This window comes from Nonomuraea sp. KM90 (genome assembly GCF_052246675.1).
In the GTDB taxonomy this organism is placed as follows: domain Bacteria; phylum Actinomycetota; class Actinomycetes; order Streptosporangiales; family Streptosporangiaceae; genus Nonomuraea.
In genome coordinates this window covers 143,485-161,759 of record NZ_JBQQCB010000006.1, presented here as the reverse complement: position 1 = coordinate 161,759, position 18,275 = coordinate 143,485, and the positions used below count along the sequence as shown (strand labels likewise).

The window sequence follows — 18,275 nt, the reverse complement described above, 5'->3', positions numbered from 1 at the left end:
GCACTGTGGCGGGCACCGTGGCGCCGCGATGAGCGCGATGAGGCGCACCTTTGGGGAGGCCGTCCGGATTTCGACGTGCCGGAGTGATTCCTCGCCTCCCGGGACCTCTCAGGCGGGTTTGCGGGCGACGATGATGTCGCGGACGATCGCTTGGTCCACCCAGTGCTCGAAGTCTGGATAAGTCACGACCTCGAGGCCGGCGTCTCCCAAGATGCCCGCCAGTTCCGCGCTCTTGCCGCCGTAGGTGTTCCAGGCGATGCCCATCGCCCCGCCCGGCCGCAGCAGCTCGGCCCAGACCGGCACGGCCCGGGCGAGCAGTTCCAGAGGGCTTCGGGACAGGCCCGCGCCGCCCTTGCTGCCGTGCTGGACGCCGTAGGGGGCGTCGGTCACCAGGAGGTCGAACGAGCGCGGCTTGAAGAACTCGCGGCTCTTGAGGGTGTCGGCGTTGACCACGGTCAGGTGCTGCACGTCGCCGGCCTTGACCGCCTCCTTCGACAGGCCGAAGGTGACGTTGAACCGCCGCCCGGCCAGGGCCCGCTCGCGGCGCACCGGTACGGTCTCGGCGGTGTGCTTGAGCCGCTTGTTGCGCAGCCAGGTCTTGACGAAGCCCGTGTAGGCCTCGAAGTCCTTGGCGTCGACGTCGATGCCGTAGGCGTCGTAGCCATACATGAGGGCCTGGTTGAGGGTCGTGCCGCGGCCGCACAGCGGGTCGAACACCGACAGCCCGTCGGCCAGGCCCTTGTCGCCCGCCAGCGCGGTGACGTTGAGCAGCAGCTTGGTGAAGTGCTCGTTGGTCTTGCCGGCGTATTTCTGGATGGTGATCAGGTCGCTGCTCAGCCGGTCGCGCGGCCGCATGGTCTGCGGCCTGAGCAGCTCGCCCTCCATCCCGAAGACGGCGTAGACGGAGGAGAGGTTGGACAGCAGCGCGAGGTCGGCGTCGTCCAGCGGCCGGGTCGTCTCGAACGTCACGTAGGGGACGCCGCCGATCCGCGTCTCCTCGCTGTCCAGCACCACGCCGCCGAGGGCACGCGCGCTGAAGACGGCCAGCTCACTGCGGGTCAGCCGGATGGAGCTCTCACCGTAGACCCGGTTGAAGGCAGGCAGGATCAGAAGCGCGTAACGAGGCATGATGCCCGATGATAGTCCCCTCGATTGGAGGGAATGCCGAGCCGCATGGCAGGCTTGTACGGGTTGATCCGGCGACGAGCGAATGGGGCCTAGCGTGCAGGGTTCGGAGAGGTCTGTCGTCACCATCGGCGTGTACGACGGAGTCCACCGAGGGCACCAGCGGGTGGTCGAGCGAGCCGTCTCCGTCGCTCGCGAGCGGGGGCTGCGCAGCGTGGCCGTCACGTTCGAGCCGCATCCGGACGAGGTCGTGCGGCCCGGGTCGCACCCGCCGCGGCTGACCAGCGCGCGGCGCAGGGCCGAGCTGCTGGGCGGGCTCGGGGTGGACGAGATCGACACGGTGGCGTTCACGTTCGGCCTGTCGCGTAACAGCCCCGACGAGTTCGCCCAGAACGTCCTGGCCGAGCGGCTGCGCGCCGCGGTCGTGGTGGTGGGGGAGAACTTCCTGTTCGGGCAGGGCGCCAGCGGCGATGTAGAGACATTGCGGACGCTGGGCGATAAGTACGACTTCGAGGTGGAGGCCGTGCCCGAGCTCGACGCCGTCTCCTCGACCGCGATTCGCGAGCGGCTCGTCACGGGCGACGTGGCGGGCGCGGCGGACCGGCTCGGCCGCCCGCACCGGGTGGAGGGCGTGGTCGTGCGCGGCTACCAGCGCGGGCGCCAGCTCGGCTTCCCCACGGCCAACGTCGAGACCCCGCAGCACACCGCGATCCCGGCGGACGGGGTCTACGCGGGATGGCTGGAGTGCGTTCCGGTGGCCAACCTGCCCGCCCTGTACGAGGGGGAGCGCTGGCCGGCGGCGATCTCGGTCGGCACCAACCCGACGTTCGAGGGCGTGCCGCGCACGGTGGAGGCGTACGCGCTGGACCGGGACGATCTGGAGCTCTACGGCGTGCACGTGGCGGTGGAGTTCGCGGCGCGGCTGCGCGGCAACACCCGGTTCGACTCGATCGACGAGCTGATCGCCCAGATCCACGCCGACGTGGCGGCCACCCGGCGCCTGACGAGCTGACGCCCGGCGCCTGACGAGCTGACACTCGTCCATGACGGGCCGCCCGAGCACTGGACATGAGGTGGTAACCTTTCATGTCGGCTCTGTAGCGGCGGTGCTGCGCGCTGCCCATGACGGCCTTCACGCGGCGACTGTAGGCACGCACGGTTGTTCGCGACCTCATCTCATTCGCGCGTGTCCGTAGTTCGAAGGAGAGCCGTGTCCCTCGACACCGCTGCCAAGAAGACCATCATCAGTGAGTACGCGACGGCCGAAGGCGACACCGGTTCGCCCGAGGTGCAGATCGCGCTGCTCAGCAAGCGCATCAGCGAGCTCACCGAGCACCTGAAGACGCACAAGCACGACCACCACAGCCGTCGTGGTCTGCTGCTGCTCGTCGGGCGCCGGCGCCGCCTGCTGAAGTACTTGCAGAAGGTCGACATCCAGCGCTACCGTTCGCTCATCGAGCGGCTCGGCCTGCGCCGATAGCATGAAAGGGAGCGGCGTCCGCGCCGCTCCCTTCTCATATGGGGTAGGACCCCATAGGGCCAGGCGCGTGGCGGCGTGAAACAGCCCAGCGCCTGACGTAAAACTGAAAATCCGAGACACACAGCCCCCGCGTCCGTTCAGCACCATGCGACCCGCGACGCCTGCGGGCCGGTCCTCGGTAGTGGCTTCCGGTAAGAATGACCGGGCGCTTCGATCGAAGACCGGCGCTGCACCTAACGAGGGTGCCGGTGAGAAAAAGGGCGCGGGAGACCGACCACAAGGAGGTCCCCCGTGGAGGGTGTCCACACTGCTGAAGCCGTCATAGACAACGGCTCATTCGGCACGCGTACGATCCGGTTCGAGACCGGACGGCTCGCGCGCCAGGCGGCGGGTTCCGCCGTCGCCTATCTCGACAGCGACACGATGGTGCTGTCGGCGACCACCGCGTCCAAGAATCCGAAGGAGCAGTTCGACTTCTTCCCGCTCACGGTCGACGTCGAGGAGCGGATGTACGCCGCGGGTCGCATCCCCGGCTCGTTCTTCCGCCGTGAGGGCCGTCCCTCCGAGGACGCCATCCTCACCTGCCGGCTGATCGACCGGCCACTGCGCCCGTCGTTCGTCAAGGGCCTGCGCAACGAGGTCCAGGTCGTCGCCACCGTCATGGCGCTCAACCCCGACCACCTCTACGACGTGGTCGCGATCAACGCCGCGTCCCTGTCCACCCAGCTCGCGGGCCTGCCCTTCTCCGGCCCGATCGGCGGCGTGCGCGTCGCGCTGATCGACGGCCAGTGGGTGGCTTTCCCGACGCACCACGAGCTGGAGCGGGCGACGTTCGACATGGTCGTGGCGGGCCGCGTGCTCGACGACGGCGATGTCGCGATCATGATGGTCGAGGCCGAGTCCACCAAGGACACGCTCAAGCTGGTCGCCGAGGGCGCCGTCGCGCCCACCGAGGAGACCGTCGCCCAGGGTCTCGACGCCGCCAAGCCCTTCATCAAGGTGCTGTGCGAGGCGCAGTCGCGCATCGCGCAGGTCGCCGCGAAGGAGACGGCCGAATACCCGGTGTTCCTGGAATACCAGGAAGACGTCTACGCCGCCGTCGAGGCCGCGATCAAGACCGAGCTGGCCGCCGGGCTGACCATCGCCGGCAAGCAGGAGCGCGAGAACGAGCTGGAGAAGGTCAAGGCGCTGGCCGCCGAGAAGCTCCTGCCCGAGTTCGAGGGCCGGGAGAAGGAGATCTCCGCCGCGTTCCGCTCGGTGATGAAGAAGCTCATGCGCGAGCGGGTCGTCAAGGAGGGCATCCGCATCGACGGCCGCGGCACCAAGGACATCCGCGCGCTGTCGGCCGAGGTCCACGTGGTGCCCCGGGTGCACGGCTCGGCGCTGTTCGAGCGCGGTGAGACCCAGATCATGGGCATCACCACCCTCAACATGCTGCGCATGGAGCAGGTCATCGACACGCTCAACCCCGAGCGGACCAAGCGCTACATGCACAACTACAACTTCCCGCCCTACTCCACCGGCGAGACCGGCCGGGTGGGCTCGCCCAAGCGCCGCGAGATCGGTCACGGCGCGCTGGCCGAGCGGGCGCTGATCCCCGTGCTGCCCACGCGCGAGGAGTTCCCGTACGCCATCCGCCAGGTCTCCGAGGCGCTCGGCTCCAACGGCTCCACCTCGATGGGCTCGGTCTGCGCCTCCACGATGGCGCTGCTCGACGCGGGCGTGCCGCTCAAGGAGATGGTCGCGGGCATCGCGATGGGCCTGATCGGCGAGGGTGACACCTACGTCACGCTGACCGACATCCTCGGCGCCGAGGACGCCATGGGCGACATGGACTTCAAGGTCGCCGGCACCAAGGACGTCATCACCGCCCTGCAGCTCGACACCAAGCTTGACGGCATCCCGGCCAGCGTGCTGGCCGGCGCGCTCAAGCAGGCCAAGGGCGCCCGCCTGGCGATCCTCGACGTGATGCAGGAGGCGATCGACTCTCCGGCGGAGATGAACCCGACCGCGCCGCGCATCATCACCATCAAGGTCCCGGTCGACAAGATCGGCGAGGTCATCGGCCCGAAGGGCAAGATGATCAACCAGATCCAGGACGACACGGGCGCCGAGATCACCATCGAGGACGACGGCACGATCTACATCGGCGCCACCGACGGGCCGTCCGCCGAGGCCGCCCGCTCGGCGATCAACGCGATCGCCAACCCGCACATGCCGGAGGTCGGCGAGCGCTACCTGGGCACGGTCGTCAAGATCGCGGCGTTCGGCGCGTTCATCTCGCTCATGCCCGGCAAGGACGGCCTGCTGCACGTCTCCCAGATCCGCAAGCTGCACGGTGGCAAGCGGATCGAGAACGTCGAGGACGTCATGAGCGTCGGCGAGAAGGTCCAGGTCGAGATCGCCGAGATCGACGGCCGGGGCAAGCTCTCGCTGGTGCCGGTCGAGGTCATCGAGAAGGAGGCCGCCGAGAAGGAGGCGAAGGGCGCCACCGGTGGCGAGGGTCCCGCCGAGGGTCCCGAGCAGACCGAGGACGCCGCTCCGGCCGCCGAGGAGAAGTCCGACCGGCCGCGCCGCACCCGTACGCGCGTGCGCAGCACCCGCAGCGATGGGGACGACCGGAACTCGTGACGACGACCACGCTGCACCCCGGCAAGGACGGAGCCGGGGTGGTAAGGCGCACCGTCCTCCCGGGTGGGCTGCGCGTGGTGACCGAGACCATGCCGACCGTGCGGAGCGTCGCGGTCGGCATGTGGGTCGGCATCGGCTCGCGTGACGAGGCCCCCGAGCACATGGGGGCCACCCATTTCCTTGAGCACCTGCTGTTCAAGGGCACGCCCACGCGCGACGCCATGGAGATCTCCGCCTCCATCGAGGGGATCGGCGGCGAGATCAACGCCTTCACGGCGAAGGAATACACCTGCTACTACGCGCGGGTCCTCGACGAGGACCTGCCGATCGCGGTCGACGTGCTCGCCGACGTGGTGACCAGCTCGCTGGTGACCGACGAGGACGTCGAGTCCGAGCGGGGCGTGATCCTCGAAGAGATCGCCATGCACGATGACGACCCCTCTGACGTGGTGCACGAGCAGTTCGCCGCCGCGCTCTACGGTGACTCGCCGATCGGCCGGCCCATCCTGGGCACGGTCGACTCCATCAACGCCCTCGGGCGGGAGCGGATCGCCGAGTACTACCGCCGCTACTACCGGCCCCGCCGCACGGTCGTGTCCGTCGCCGGCAACATCCGGCACGAAGAGGTCGTCGAGCTGGTCACCCGGGCGTACGAACGGGCCGGGGCGCTGGTCGGCCCGGCCGAGTTCGCGCCGCCGCGCACGAGCGGACCGGGTGCCGAGACGCACTCCGGCGTCGCGGTGCTCGACCGGCCCACCGAGCAGGCCAACCTGGTGCTCGGCACGACCGGCCTGTCCCGCACCGACGAGCGCCGGTTCGCGCTGGGCGTGCTCAACGCGGCGCTGGGCGGCGGCATGTCGTCCAGGCTGTTCCAGGAGATCCGGGAGAAGCGCGGCCTGGCCTACTCGGCCTACAGCTACACCTCGGCCTACGCCGACACCGGCCAGTTCGGCATCTACGTGGGCTGCCTGCCGTCGAAGATCGACGACGTGCTCAAGATCTGCCGGGACGAGGTGTCCAGGGTGGTGGCCGAGGGCCTGAGCGCCGACGAGATCATGCGCGGCAAGGGGCAGATGCGCGGCGGGCTCGTGCTCGGTCTTGAGGACACCGGCTCGCGCATGTCGCGCATCGGCAAGAACGAGCTGGTCTACGACGAGCTGATGTCGGTGGACGAGGTGCTGTCGCGCATCGAGTCCGTCACCCCCGACGAGATCTCCGAGGTGGCCCGCGACGTGCTCAACCGGCCGCTCACGCTCGCCGTGATCGGCCCGTACGGCGACAAGGACTTCACCGACGCCGTCCGATAGGGTTTTCCTGTGATCAGGGTAGGTGTGCTCGGCGCCCAAGGGCGTGTGGGCGTCGAGGTGTGCAAGGCGGTCGAGGCGGCCACCGACATGGAGCTGGTGGCCGCGCTCGACAAGGACGACCCCATCGAGGGCCTGTCGGGTGCCGAGGTGGTGGTCGACTTCACCCATCCCGACGTGGTCATGGGCAATCTCGAATGGGCCATCGGCCACGGCGTCCACCCCGTGGTGGGCACGACCGGGTTCGACGAGGGGCGCCTGCGGACCGTGCGGGGCTGGCTGGCGGCCAACCCCGGCACCAACTGCCTGATCGCCCCCAACTTCGGCATCGCGGCCGTGCTCATGATGCACTTCGCCCAGCAGGCGGCCCGCCACTTCGAGTCCGTCGAGATCGTCGAGCTGCACCACCCCAACAAGGCCGACGCGCCCTCCGGCACGGCCCGCCGCACGGCGGAGCTGGTCTCCGAGGCACGGGCCAAGGCCGGGATGGGCGCGATGCCCGACGCGACGAGCACCGCGCTCGACGGCTCCCGCGGGGCCGACGTGGGCGGCGTGCACGTGCACGCGGTGCGCCTGTCCGGGCTGATCGCGCACCAGGAGGTGCTGCTCGGCGGCGACGGCGAGATCCTCACGATCAGGCACGACACGATGAGCAGGGCCGCCTTCACCCCGGGCGTGCTGCTCGGCGTGCGCAGGGTGCGCGAGCTGCCCGGTCTCACCGTGGGCCTGGAGCCGCTGCTCGACCTCTGAGGTCTCCACGCCGCACGCGACATGACCGCACACGACGTGCCCACGCCCGAATAGGCCGTGGGCACGTCGTGAGGAGAGGGTCCCGGCTCCGCACAGCCGGGCCTACGATCTTCAACCCTAATACGAGCTGCGACATCCGCCCGAAACATGAGATCGTGTCGCCATGGTGCGATGGGCGGAAGCGGGCGAGCTGCCCGGGCTGGTCTCCATCGAGCTGGCCGCCGACCGGCTGTTCGAGCAGGTGGGCATCGTGTTCCCGCCCGGCACCACGATGATCGAAGAGGTCGACGACCCCAGTGCCGTGCTGGTCGAGGGGACGCCTCCGGCCGGCTTCGCGCTGATCGGATGGGTCGACGGCAACCTGCACCTCGACCAGCTCGCCGTGCACCCCGGCAGCATGCGCCAGGGGATCGGCGGGCGCCTGGTGACGGCCGTGATCGACCACGCGCGGGCCGCGGGCGCGCCGGCCGTGACGCTGACGACGTACCGGGACGTGTCCTGGAACGCGCCGTGGTACGCCCGGCACGGCTTCTCCGTGATGCCCGAGGCCGAGTGGGGCCCGGAGCTCCGGGCGCTGGTCGAGCACGAGCGCGAGCTGGGCATCGAGGTCGCGCCGCGCGTGGTCATGCGCCGCGCCTGACCCTGACCCCGTATTCCCCATTCGAGGAGTGGGTTTGACCGGCGACGGAACGACCGAATACTCTCATGTGCCAATTGGATTTTGCCGATAGACACTGCAGCTAGGCGGGTTGGCCGGTCGCGTGAAAGTAGGGTCCCCCGGTGGCCGAACTGCCCCTCTCCCGGCGTTCCATCCTGCGGTCCGCCGCGCTCGTCGCGGCCCTCCCGGCGTTCCTGGCCGCGTGCGGCTCCGACGACGCCACCGCGCCACCGTCCGGGCAGGCTCCCCTGGACACGCTGCGGGTGGCCCTGCCGTCCTCCATCGGCTCGCTGGACGCGGGCAAGGAGGCGGGCATCATGAACTACGTCGTCGCCCTCCTCGTCCAGGAGGCCCTGGTGGGAGTGGGCCAGGACGGCAGCCTCCAGCCGTCCCTGGCCGAGTCGTGGACCAGGAAGGACGCGACCACGTACGTCTACCGGATCCGCTCCGGCGTGACCTTCTCCGACGGGACCCCGCTGACCGCCGCCGACGTCGTGGCCAGCCTGAACCTGCACGCCAAGGAGGGCTCGACCACCGCGTTCGCCTACGCCTACGCCGACGTGGACTCCGTCGAGGCCACCGGCGCCTCCGAGGTGACGATCAAGCTCAAGGCCCCCGACGCGTCGTTCGCCTGGACTCCCTCATGACCGGCATCTCCCTGCCGGGTCCTGGCCACCCGCTCGGCACCGACGACCTGGGCCGGGACGTGCTGCAACTGCTGGTCGCCGGGGCTCGTACGGCGGTGCCGGGCGCGCTCGCGGTGGCCGCCGGGTCGATGCTGATCGGCAACCTGATCGGGCTGGCCGCCGGATACCTCGGCGGCTGGGCGGACACCCTCGCCATGCGCTGGGCCGACCTGATGTTCTCGCTGCCCGCGCTGCTGGTCGCCATCGTGGTGGCGGGCGTGCTCGGCGGCGGCTACGGGCCGGCCATCGCCGTGCTGGTGGTGCTGTTCGCGCCCACGGACACGCGGGTCGTGCGCGGCGCGGTGCTGGAGCAGCGCCACCGGCCCTACGTCGAGGCCGCCCTGCTCAAGAACCTCTCCTCCTGGCGGATCATGACCCGGCACATCTGGCCGAACGTCGCCTCCGTCAGCCTGGCCGGGGCGTTCGTGAACTTCGCGTACGCGCTGGTGTCGCTGTCGTCGCTGTCGTTCCTCGGCCTCGGGGTGCCCGCCGGGTCGCCCGACTGGGGACGGACGCTGGCCGACAACCGTACCCAGTTCCTGACCAACCCGTGGGCCGTCATCGCCCCCGGCCTGGCCATCATCGCCACCGCGGCGGCGCTCAACGTCGTGGGCGACTGGCTGCACGAGCGCGTCGACCGGCGCGGAAGGGCACGCTGACATGCTGAGCGTGAACGGCCTGACCGTACGGCAGCCCGCCTCCGGGCGTACGTTGCTCTCCGACGTGTCCTTCGAGGCCGGCCCGGGGGAGTCGGTGGCGATAGTCGGCGAGTCGGGGTCGGGCAAGTCGCTGACCGTGCGCGCGCTGCTCGGGCTGCTGCCCGCCGGACTGGAGTCGGACGGGCAGGTGCACATCGACGGCCGCCGGGTTGACGACGACCCCCGGACGCTGCGGCGGATGCGCGGCGGCACCGTCTCCCTGCTCATGCAGGACCCGTTCACGCTGCTCAACCCGCTGCGCAGGGCGGGCAGGCAGATCGCCGACGGCCTGCCGCGCGGGATCGACGCCAAGGGCGAGGTGACCCGGCTGCTCGCCGAGGTGGGGCTCGGGGCCGAGGTGGCGGGGCGGTACCCGTCCCAGCTCTCGGGAGGGATGCGGCAGCGCGTCGGGCTCGCCGCGGCGCTGGCGGCCGGGCCGCGGATCCTGGTCGCCGACGAGCCCACCACCGCGCTGGACGCCACCACGCAGCGGGAGGTGCGGGCGCTCATCCGGCGCGTCCAGCGGGCGCGGGACATGACGTTCGTGCTGATCACGCACGATCTGCGGGTGGCGTTCTCGATGTGCGACCGGGTCGTGGTCATGTACGCGGGGCGGGTCATGGAGGTGGCCAACGCTGCCGAGCTGCGGAAGGAGCAGCGGCACCCGTACACGCGGGCGCTGCTGGCCGCCGAGCCGCCCGCCGATCGTCGCCTGGCGGCCATCCCGTCGGTGCCGGGGTCGGTGCCGGCGCACGACGCGGTGACCGGCCGGTGCGGGTTCGCCGACCGGTGCGCGCACGTCGCCGACCGGTGCCTGGCGGGCACGCCCGAGCTCCGGGGCACCGGGTGGTCGTCGGCGTGCGTGCGGGCCGGCGAGCTGCCCGTGGCGCCGCCGCCGCCGGTGGGCGTCGCGGCGCCCGTACGGGCCTCCGCCGAGCCGGTGCTCGACGTGCGGGAGCTGCGCAAGACGTACCCGGGAGCCACCGGGCCCGCCCTCGCCGGCGTCGGCCTGACCGTCGCCCCCGGTGAGATCGTGGCCGTCGTCGGCGAGTCCGGCTCCGGCAAGACGACGCTGGCCCGCTGCGTGACCGGGCTGGAACGGCCGGACTCCGGCACGATCCTGCTCGGCGGGCAAGACTGCTCCGACTACACCCGGATGGCCCGCAAGGACGTGCGCCGGGCGCGGCGGACCGTTCAGATGATCTTCCAGGACCCGTACTCGACCCTCAACCCCGCCCGCACCGTGCGCGCCACCCTCAAGGAGGCGCTCGAGGCCGACGGCCGCCCCGCCGACGTGGCCGCGCTGCTGGAGCTGGTGGGCCTCGACCCGGCCATGGCCGGGCTGCGGCCGGCCAACCTGTCGGGCGGCGAGCGGCAGCGCGTGGCCATCGCCCGCGCGGTGGCCGGCGAGCCCCGGCTGCTGGTCTGCGACGAGCCCGTGTCGGCGCTCGACGTCTCCGTGCAGGCCCAGGTGCTCACCCTGCTCGCCGGGCTGCGCGAGAGGCTGTCGATGGGCCTGCTGTTCATCACGCACGACCTGGCCGTGGTGCGCCAGCTCGCCGACCGCCTCTACGTCCTGCGGGCCGGCGAGTGCGTGGAGAGCGGCCCGGTGGAGCGGGTGCTCGACGACCCCGGCCACGCCTACACCCGGGAGCTGCTGGCCAGCGTGCCCGACGGCTCCGGCGACTGGCCCTAGCCGGTCCTCCTCAGCTCTCGTCGGTGCCCGTCAGTCCTCGGAGAACGAGATCAGCGTCAGCACCCGGCAGCCCGCCTCGCCGGTGACGTAGACGTGGTCCAGCTCGGCCGCGAAGCGCACCGCGTCGCCCTCGCCCAGGCGCACCGTCCACGCGTCGGTCTCGACGCTGACCGTGCCCGTGACCACGTAGGCGTGCTCGACGGACCCGCGCCCGTGGGCGCTCTTGGCGCTGCGCGTCATCGGCGGCAGGTCGCCCTCGGCCAGCTCGAACCGCCGCCGGTCCGCCGCCGCGAACAGGCTGCGCACCGTCGTGTCGCCGACCACCTGGGGCTCGCCCTCGCCCCGGCGGATCACCTCGGGCTCCACCAGGTGGGTCCTGGTCAGCTCGGCGAACGTGAGGTCCAGCGAGGTGGCCAGCCTGGTCAGCACCTCGATCGTCGGGTTGGCCACGCCCCGCTCGATCTGCGAGATGAGCGCCTTGCTCACCCCGGTCAGCTCGGCCAGCTCGCGCACGCTGAACCCGCGGGCCAGCCGGGTGCGCCGCAGGTTGCCGGCGATCGCCCCCCTGACCCCCGAGGCCGGCCCCGGGGTCACCGCCAGAACGGGGGTCTTCTCGTGCCGCACGTGGTCAGGTCCCTTCCTCGGAAAAGCTCACTCCATGATGCCTCGCCGCCGGCGTCCCGCCGTCCGCGATCTCGTGCGCGTCAGCGCTCGATGTGGGGCGGCGGCTCCTCGAAGCGGGAGCGCTGCGCCGGCTCGCCGCTCACCTGCTCCACGATCGAGGCCGCGATCTGGTGCAGCTTGACGTTCCGGTCCTGGGAGACGTGGCGGAGGACCTCGAACGCCTGCTGGGCGGTGCAGCGGCGTTGCGCCATGACGATGCCGAGCGCCTGGTCGATGATCGCACGGGTGGTGAGCGCCTCCTTGAGCTGCGCCGCCACCTCACGCATGCGGGCCACGTCCAGCGCCGTACGGAACAGCAGGCCGATGTGGGCGGCGGTGACGCCCACGGCGACCCGGGTCTCCCCGGCGAACCCGGCCGAGCGGTAGGAGTAGAGCGTGAGCACGCCGAGCAGCGCGCCCTCCGACTCCAGCGGCTCGCAGTGCACGGCGCGTATCTCCGGCCACTCCGCCGTGAAACGCGGCCACGGGGAGCCGGCGGCCAGATCGCGCGCCGTCACCGGCCGCCCGCTGTCGATCGTGTCGAGGACGGGCCCCTGCCCCGCGGCCACCTGTAACCCGTCGAGCAGCTCGGCCCGGGCGTGCGAGCGGGCCACGGTGCGCAGGCCGCCCTCCGCGCACAGCGCGACGCTGAGCATCGGGGAGTCGGGCATCGCCCGCTCCGCGATGGTGACGCACTCAGCGAGTGCCCGCTCGAACTCCTCGATGCCGCTGGGCACGCTCAGCCGGTTGACCACGATCCCTCGCGCTCGCTGCGTCGGGGTGCACGGTTGTGTTCCTAGGCTAGCGGCTCGGTGACGCCGTCACGAGACATAAGCGTCGACCTCGGCGACATAGGCGTCCTTGAGCCGCCGGGGCAGCCAGGTGATCTCGAAGGCGTTGCGCTGGAGCTGGGCCAGGTCCTCCCGGCCGAGCTGCAGGGCCTCCTGGACGGCCACCAGATTCTCCGCCACGTAACCCGAGAAATAGGCCGGGTCGTCGGAGTTGATCGTCACCCGCACACCCAGGTCCATCAGCTTGCGGATGCCCTCGGCCTTCATCGACTCGGTGACGTAGCCGTTGGAGATCGGGCAGCAGGTCAGCCCGATGCCCCGCGCCAGCACGGCCTCGACCAGGCGCTGGTCCTCCAGGATGTTGACGCCGTGGTCGATCCGGTCGACGCCGATGTCCTCGATGGCCTGGCGGATGTGCTCGATCGCGTTGTCCTGGTCCACGTCGCAGTGCATGGTCAGCAGGTAGCCCTCCTGCCGGGCCCGCTCGTAGACCGCCGCGAACTTGCTCGGCGGGTTGCCCTTCTCGTCGGAGTCCAGCCCGACCCCGGCGATCCACTCCTTGTACGGCAGCGACTCCAGCAGCGTCGCCATCGCGTATTCGGCCTGGAAGTCGCGCAGGAAGCACATGATCAGCTGCGCCCGCACCCCGAGCTGCGCGTGCGCGTCCATCAGCGCCCGCCGCAGCCCCCGGATCACCACGTCGAACGGCACGCCCCGCGAGGTGTGCGCCTGCGGGTCGAAGAAGATCTCGGCGTAGCGGACGTTCTGCTCGGCGGCCTTGCGCAGGTAGGCCATGGCCAGATCGTAGAAGTCGGGCTCGGTGCGCAGCACCCGCATGCCCTCGTAGTAGATCGTCAGGAAGGAGGACAGGCTGTCGAAGGTGTAGGCCGCCCGCATCTCCTCGACCGTCGCATAGGGCAGCTCGAGGCCGTTGCGCCTGGCCAGCTCGAACTTGAGCTCGGGCTCCAGCGTGCCCTCGATGTGCAGGTGCAGCTCGCACTTGGGCAGTCCGGCGATGAAATCCTTCACCGTCCCACCTTAGAACGGTCGCCCGCTAGAAGATGATGGCCAGGCCCACCGCGAACAGCACCCCGTACGCCATCTGCAGCTTGCCCGTCTGCTGCAGCACCGCGATGAGCGCCGGGCCCACCGCCTTGCCCAGCACCGTCCGGATCGGCTGGATCGCCAGCGGCGCGGCCAGCAGCACCAGCGCCGCCCACGGCGTGATCGGGATCATCGCCAGCGCCACCACGAACGGCACGACCTGGCAGGCCACGTAGAGCGTACGGGTGCGCTCGGCCCCCAGCAGCACCGCCAGCGTGCGCTTGCCCGCCTGCCCGTCCGTGCCGACGTCACGCAGGTTGTTGACCACCAGCATCGAGCACGACAGCAGCCCCACCGGGATCGACGCGAACAGCGCAGGCCAGCTCAGCTGCTCGGTCTGCACGTACGCCGTGCCCACCACCGGCACGACCCCGAAGAACACGAACACGGCCAGCTCGCCGAGCCCGCGGTAGCCGTACGGGTGCTTGCCGCCCGTGTAGAACCAGGCGGCCGCGATCGCCAGCGCGCCCACCACCAGCACCCACCACGCCCGCGTGACCAGCACCAGCACGAGGCCCAGCACCGCGGCGAGCGCGAAGCAGCCCAGGGCGGCGATCAGCACCTGCCGCGGCGTGGCCGCGCGCGAGCCGACCAGCCGCATCGGGCCGACCCGCTGGTCGTCAGTGCCACGGATGCCGTCGCTGTAGTCGTTGGCGTAGTTGACGCCGATCTGCAGTGAGAGCGCCACGAGCAGCGCCAGGATCGCCCGCCACCACACGAAGCCGTCTTCGCCGATCGCGACGCCGGTGCCGACCATGACAGGCACGACGGCGTTGGGCAGTGTGCGCGGGCGGGCGCCGGCGAGCCACTGGCCGGGGGTTGCCATATCCTTCTTCAACCTCTAGCTGATGTCTGTGGTGAGCCTGACCATCCGGATCGGGCGGCCCATGTCGAGGACACGTTCGGCCATGTCCTCGCCCCAGCCGGCCGACTCCAGGAAACCGAGCACCGCGTAGTTGTCGGCGAACACCCAGGTGACGATCTGGCGGAAGCCGTCCTCACGAAGGTAGTCGACCGTGGCGTTGAGCAGGCGGCTGCCGTGGCCCCGGCGTACGAAGTCGGGGTCGACCAGCAGCGTCAGCATCTCGGCCACCACGCTGGGGTCGAGGTCGGGATCCTCGGCGGGGGCATGGGAGGCCAGGCCGACCACGCGCTCTCCGCCGCGGGGGGTGACGAGGGCGGCGCTGCCACCCGCGCCGAGGGCCGGGAAGCCCTCGGTGTCGAGGATGGTCTCCACCGCCACCAGAACCCGATGCATGGACGTGGGAGGTGCGACGATCGCCTCGTCCCACTGGCGCAGCCACATCTTCTCGGCCGCCGCGCCTGTCATCTGCTCGAGTGGGCCTTCGGGGAGGAAGTCCCGATAGCCGTAGCGCCAGGCGCGGATCTGAGTGTTCGCAACCTGGAGCACATCCTCGCGCCGGGCCGCCCGGACGCCTACGTCTGCCATCTCGGCCCGCTCCTTCGCCTGCCGTTCGTGCCACAAGGCACGAGTTACACCGTATCGGTGTTTGAGCCTTGGAGATGACGCGAACCCCGCTTCCTCGCCCGGTAAGCCCGTGTCTTGGTGCGGTTGCCGCATACCCGCATAGAACACCACGAGCGGGAACGATTCTTCGACGAGTCGATGAACGCCCACTGACAGGTTCCCTCCGCGCACACCTTGAGCCGGTCCCACGACGCGCCCGTGGCTGCCGCGGCGATGCCGGCCAGCCCGCCCTGCACACCACCCGTGGCGGGAACCAGCTCCGGCCGCTCCCCCGCCCGCACGCCGACCTTGAGGGGGAGCGCCGGGAGATCGGCGGCCTCGCGCCTGAGCGCGGCCCTGAGGCCCTCGCGGAGGGAGTGAGCGGTCTGGAGGTCGTCGTCGGTGGCGCGGTCGCCGGGGCCGATGAGGGCGCGTTCGCGCAGCCACAGGGCCAGCTCGGCGGGGGAGGACAGCTCGTCCGCCTGGACTTCGACGTCGAAGGTGTTCACGAAGTCTCGTACGAGCTCCGCGTCACGTACGAGCTCCGCGGAGAACTGCATGCCGTCACTCTACTCGGCGGGCCGGACGCCTATGATCGCCACGTCCTCGGAGAACCGATCGCCGTCGCTTCGGAGAGTGCCTCGGCGAGCCGCCGGACTCCTTCCCCCAGCTCCGCCAGATGGGCGGCGGCCATGTGCGTGACCCGGATGCGCGGCCCCGGCGGCTCGGACGCGTAGTACATCCGGCCCGGGCTCACCAGCACCCCGTTCCGCCTGGCGGCCTCCACCAGGGCGTTCTCGTCGACCTCCGCCGGCAGCCGGACCCACAGGTGCATCCCGCCGGCGGGCAGCAGGTGTGGCTCGGCCTCCGGCATGCGCGCGGCGAGCGCCGCGGCGAGCGCGTCGCGGCGGGTCATGATCTCGGCGTGCACGGTCGCCAGATGCCGCCGCCAGGCCGGCGAGCCCACGAACTCCAGCGCCGTCTCCTGCAGCGGCCGCGCCACGAAGAACGACTCCACGAGCTGGCTCGCCCGCAGCCGGTGCGCGGCCGGCCCCCTGGCGATGACGGCCGCCACCCGCATGCTCGGCGACAGGATCTTCGTCAGCGACACGATGTGCACCACGGTGCCGTGCTGGTCCATGGACGCCAGCGACGGGGGCGGCTGCTCGGTCAGGTAGCGGGCGAAGTCGTCCTCCACCACGAACGCCCCCGCCGCCCTGGCCACCTGCAGCACCTGCTCCCGGCGCTCCGGCGACAGGGTGGCACCGGTGGGGTTGTGCAGGGTGGGCTGGCAGAAGAACACCCGCGCCCCGGTGACGGCGAACGCCTCGGCCAGCAGCTCCGGCCGTACGCCGTCGCGGTCCATCGGCACGGCCGTGGCGCGCAGCCCCGCCGCCCTGGCCGCCGCCAGCGCCCCCGGATAGGTGGGCGTCTCGACCAGGATCGGCGTCCCCGGCGCCGCCAGCGCCCTGAACGCGTGCGTGAGCGCCGCCTGCCCGCCGCTCACGATCAACGCGTCGGCCGCGGTCATGTCGCCACCGGCCTGCGTCGCGAACCACCGCCGCAACTCCAGCAGGCCCGTCAGGGGCGGCATGGCCCAGGCGTCCGGCCGGCGTACGGCCCGCGCCGCCGCGGCCGCGAGCTGCCGGTCCGGCCGCAACCCCGGCCGCAGGTACCCGCCGGTCAACGGCACCACCCCCTCGGGCGCCGCGCCCAGCAGCATCGAGACCGGCCCGTCGTCGACCACCCGATCGCCGAGGGCCACGGTCTGCCAGGACAGGTCGGCGGCGTCCTGCGCGCGGCTGACCCGCTGCGCCACGAACGCGCCACTGCCCGGCCTCGTCACCACCCGTCCTTCGGCGGTCAGCTGCCCGATGGCCCGGGACACGGTGACGGGGCTGACGTTGTGCCGGCGCATGATCTCCCGGCTGGACGGCAACCGCGCCCCCGGCCCCAGCCGGTCGGCCTCTTCGCGCAGCATCGCGGCGATCTGGGCGATACTGCTATCGTTGTCCATGAAGGATGAGAATAGCGCTACTGCTCCCGAAGGAGTAGCGGTCCCTGCCCCCTCGAACCGCCGCCCACCGCCCACCGCCACCCACCCGGGCGCCGCGTCGTCTCATCCGGGCCCCGCATCCGCTCATTTGGGCGCCGCGCCCGCTGCCCCGGGGCTGACCGCGGATCCCGTGGCCGTGGGTCCCCCAGGGTCGCCGCGTCGGCGAGGCGTCGAACGGTCCGGCTCGGCGCAATCCGACGGCGCTCAGCCCCCGACCTCCACGGACAGTGCCCAGCCACCCACCACCGACCAGCACAAGCGCCACCGCCAAGGCACGGCCCTGGCCTTCCTGGGCGTCCTGGCGTTCTCCGGCTCCTTCCCCGCCACCGTCCACGCGATGCAGGGCTTCAACCCGTGGCTGGTGGCAATAGGCCGAGCCGCGATAGCAGGCGCCATAGCCGTAGCCTGCCTGAAAGCCACCAACCGCCCTCTCCTTCCCCGGAAGTCCCAATGGCCCGCCTACGCCCTGATCTCTCTCGGCGTGGTCTTCGGCTTCCCGGTCTTCAGCGGCCTGGCCCTCGACCTGGGCGCCAGCACGGCCCATGCCGCCGTGATCACCGGCCTGCTCCCGGCGGCCACGGCCGCCTGCGCCGTCCTGCGGGCCTCGGAACGCCCCCGCCCCCTGTTCTGGGCAGCATGTACGGCCGGCGCCATCGCCATCACGACGTTCACCCTCATCCAGCACCAGGGCAGACCGTCGTGGCCCGACCTGCTCCTGATCGGCGCCCTCCTCTCGGCCGCGGTCGGCTACACGGAGGGCGCCCGCCTGTCCAGGCACACCCCGGGCTGGCAGGTCATCTCCCACACCCTCGTACTGTCACTCCCCCTGACGGCCCCCATCACGGCGGTCCTGGCCCTCACCACCCCCATCACCCTCACCCCCCAGGCCGTGACCGGCTTCGCCTATGTGTCGGCGGTCTCCATGTTCATCGGTTTCATCCCCTGGTACGCGGGCCTGGCCAGAGGCGGCATAGCCCGGGCCGGTCAGACCCAGCTCACCCAGCCCCTCCTGACCCTCATCTGGGCGTGGTTCCTGATGGGCGAGCGCTTCGGCCCCGCGACGGTGGCGGCGGCGCTGGCCGTACTCGTCTGCGTGGCCATCACCCAGCGCGCCCGTACTTGAAAGCCGTGACGCCACCCCGCAGGATAGGAGAGGAGGTGTCAC

18 protein-coding genes are annotated in these 18,275 nt (G+C 71.2%); 10 read left to right on the top strand and 8 right to left on the bottom strand.

Annotation, left to right across the window (positions count from 1 at the left end):
- Positions 1–108 precede the first annotated feature (108 nt).
- The gene (locus ACTWPW_RS09890) at positions 109–1,128 is read right to left on the bottom strand and encodes a TRM11 family SAM-dependent methyltransferase (RefSeq protein ID WP_443168498.1); all 1,020 of its coding nucleotides are present in this window, start codon (positions 1,126–1,128) and stop codon (positions 109–111) included.
- An 82-nt stretch (positions 1,129–1,210) separates the two neighbouring features.
- Here ACTWPW_RS09890 and ACTWPW_RS09885 point away from each other — a divergent pair, with 82 nt between their 5' ends.
- The 9 genes from ACTWPW_RS09885 (at position 1,211) to ACTWPW_RS09845 (ending at position 11,028) form a co-directional block, all read left to right on the top strand.
- Positions 1,211–2,137, top strand: coding sequence for a bifunctional riboflavin kinase/FAD synthetase (locus ACTWPW_RS09885; protein WP_443168497.1), 927 nt, complete (start codon positions 1,211–1,213; stop codon positions 2,135–2,137).
- 198 nt (positions 2,138–2,335) lie between these two features.
- The gene (gene rpsO, locus ACTWPW_RS09880) at positions 2,336–2,605 is read left to right on the top strand and encodes a 30S ribosomal protein S15 (RefSeq protein ID WP_090945762.1); all 270 of its coding nucleotides are present in this window, start codon (positions 2,336–2,338) and stop codon (positions 2,603–2,605) included.
- A gap of 291 nt (positions 2,606–2,896) precedes the next feature.
- Positions 2,897–5,236 carry a polyribonucleotide nucleotidyltransferase gene (locus ACTWPW_RS09875; protein ID WP_375115823.1) on the top strand — a complete coding sequence of 780 codons (2,340 nt, stop codon included), beginning with the start codon at positions 2,897–2,899 and terminating at the stop codon, positions 5,234–5,236.
- Entirely contained in the window at positions 5,233–6,543 is a 1,311-nt protein-coding gene (locus ACTWPW_RS09870) for a M16 family metallopeptidase (RefSeq protein WP_375115824.1), read from the top strand. The genes ACTWPW_RS09875 and ACTWPW_RS09870 overlap by 4 nt, the downstream gene beginning before the upstream one ends.
- A 9-nt stretch (positions 6,544–6,552) precedes the next feature.
- Positions 6,553–7,290, top strand: a complete 738-nt coding sequence (gene dapB / locus ACTWPW_RS09865; RefSeq protein ID WP_375115825.1) for a 4-hydroxy-tetrahydrodipicolinate reductase — start codon at positions 6,553–6,555, stop codon at positions 7,288–7,290.
- Between the two features lie 163 nt (positions 7,291–7,453).
- Positions 7,454–7,930 carry a GNAT family N-acetyltransferase gene (locus ACTWPW_RS09860; protein ID WP_375115826.1) on the top strand — a complete coding sequence of 159 codons (477 nt, stop codon included), beginning with the start codon at positions 7,454–7,456 and terminating at the stop codon, positions 7,928–7,930.
- A gap of 140 nt (positions 7,931–8,070) precedes the next feature.
- Entirely contained in the window at positions 8,071–8,595 is a 525-nt protein-coding gene (locus ACTWPW_RS09855; protein WP_443168496.1) for an ABC transporter substrate-binding protein, read from the top strand.
- Positions 8,592–9,293 (top strand): ABC transporter permease, encoded by a 702-nt coding sequence (locus tag ACTWPW_RS09850; RefSeq protein ID WP_375115828.1) that lies wholly within the window; start codon positions 8,592–8,594, stop codon positions 9,291–9,293. The genes ACTWPW_RS09855 and ACTWPW_RS09850 overlap by 4 nt, the downstream gene beginning before the upstream one ends.
- Before the next feature lies 1 nt (position 9,294).
- Positions 9,295–11,028: an ABC transporter ATP-binding protein gene (locus tag ACTWPW_RS09845; protein WP_443168495.1), complete on the top strand. Its 1,734-nt coding sequence runs from the start codon at positions 9,295–9,297 to the stop codon at positions 11,026–11,028.
- Positions 11,029–11,058: 30 nt separating this feature from the next.
- On the opposite strand, the gene ACTWPW_RS09840 is transcribed toward ACTWPW_RS09845, so the two are convergent.
- From ACTWPW_RS09840 to ACTWPW_RS09810, 7 genes are all read right to left on the bottom strand, one after another.
- Positions 11,059–11,652 carry a helix-turn-helix domain-containing protein gene (locus ACTWPW_RS09840; RefSeq protein ID WP_443168494.1) on the bottom strand — a complete coding sequence of 198 codons (594 nt, stop codon included), beginning with the start codon at positions 11,650–11,652 and terminating at the stop codon, positions 11,059–11,061.
- Between the two features lie 80 nt (positions 11,653–11,732).
- Positions 11,733–12,446: a GAF and ANTAR domain-containing protein gene (locus tag ACTWPW_RS09835; RefSeq protein WP_443168493.1), complete on the bottom strand. Its 714-nt coding sequence runs from the start codon at positions 12,444–12,446 to the stop codon at positions 11,733–11,735.
- 66 nt (positions 12,447–12,512) lie between these two features.
- On the bottom strand, positions 12,513–13,511 hold the full coding sequence (locus tag ACTWPW_RS09830; RefSeq protein WP_443168492.1) for an adenosine deaminase: 999 nt from the start codon (positions 13,509–13,511) through the stop codon (positions 12,513–12,515).
- Between the two features lie 25 nt (positions 13,512–13,536).
- The gene (locus ACTWPW_RS09825; RefSeq protein WP_375115833.1) at positions 13,537–14,412 is read right to left on the bottom strand and encodes a 1,4-dihydroxy-2-naphthoate polyprenyltransferase; all 876 of its coding nucleotides are present in this window, start codon (positions 14,410–14,412) and stop codon (positions 13,537–13,539) included.
- 15 nt (positions 14,413–14,427) lie between these two features.
- Positions 14,428–15,036: a GNAT family N-acetyltransferase gene (locus tag ACTWPW_RS09820; RefSeq protein ID WP_364128145.1), complete on the bottom strand. Its 609-nt coding sequence runs from the start codon at positions 15,034–15,036 to the stop codon at positions 14,428–14,430.
- A gap of 44 nt (positions 15,037–15,080) precedes the next feature.
- Complete coding sequence (locus tag ACTWPW_RS09815; protein ID WP_375115834.1) at positions 15,081–15,614, bottom strand: CGNR zinc finger domain-containing protein; 534 nt, start codon at positions 15,612–15,614, stop codon at positions 15,081–15,083.
- A gap of 29 nt (positions 15,615–15,643) precedes the next feature.
- Positions 15,644–17,071: an aminotransferase-like domain-containing protein gene (locus ACTWPW_RS09810; RefSeq protein ID WP_375115835.1), complete on the bottom strand. Its 1,428-nt coding sequence runs from the start codon at positions 17,069–17,071 to the stop codon at positions 15,644–15,646.
- A 175-nt stretch (positions 17,072–17,246) separates the two neighbouring features.
- Here ACTWPW_RS09810 and ACTWPW_RS09805 point away from each other — a divergent pair, with 175 nt between their 5' ends.
- Entirely contained in the window at positions 17,247–18,233 is a 987-nt protein-coding gene (locus ACTWPW_RS09805) for a DMT family transporter (protein WP_443168491.1), read from the top strand.
- Positions 18,234–18,275: the final 42 nt, after the last annotated feature.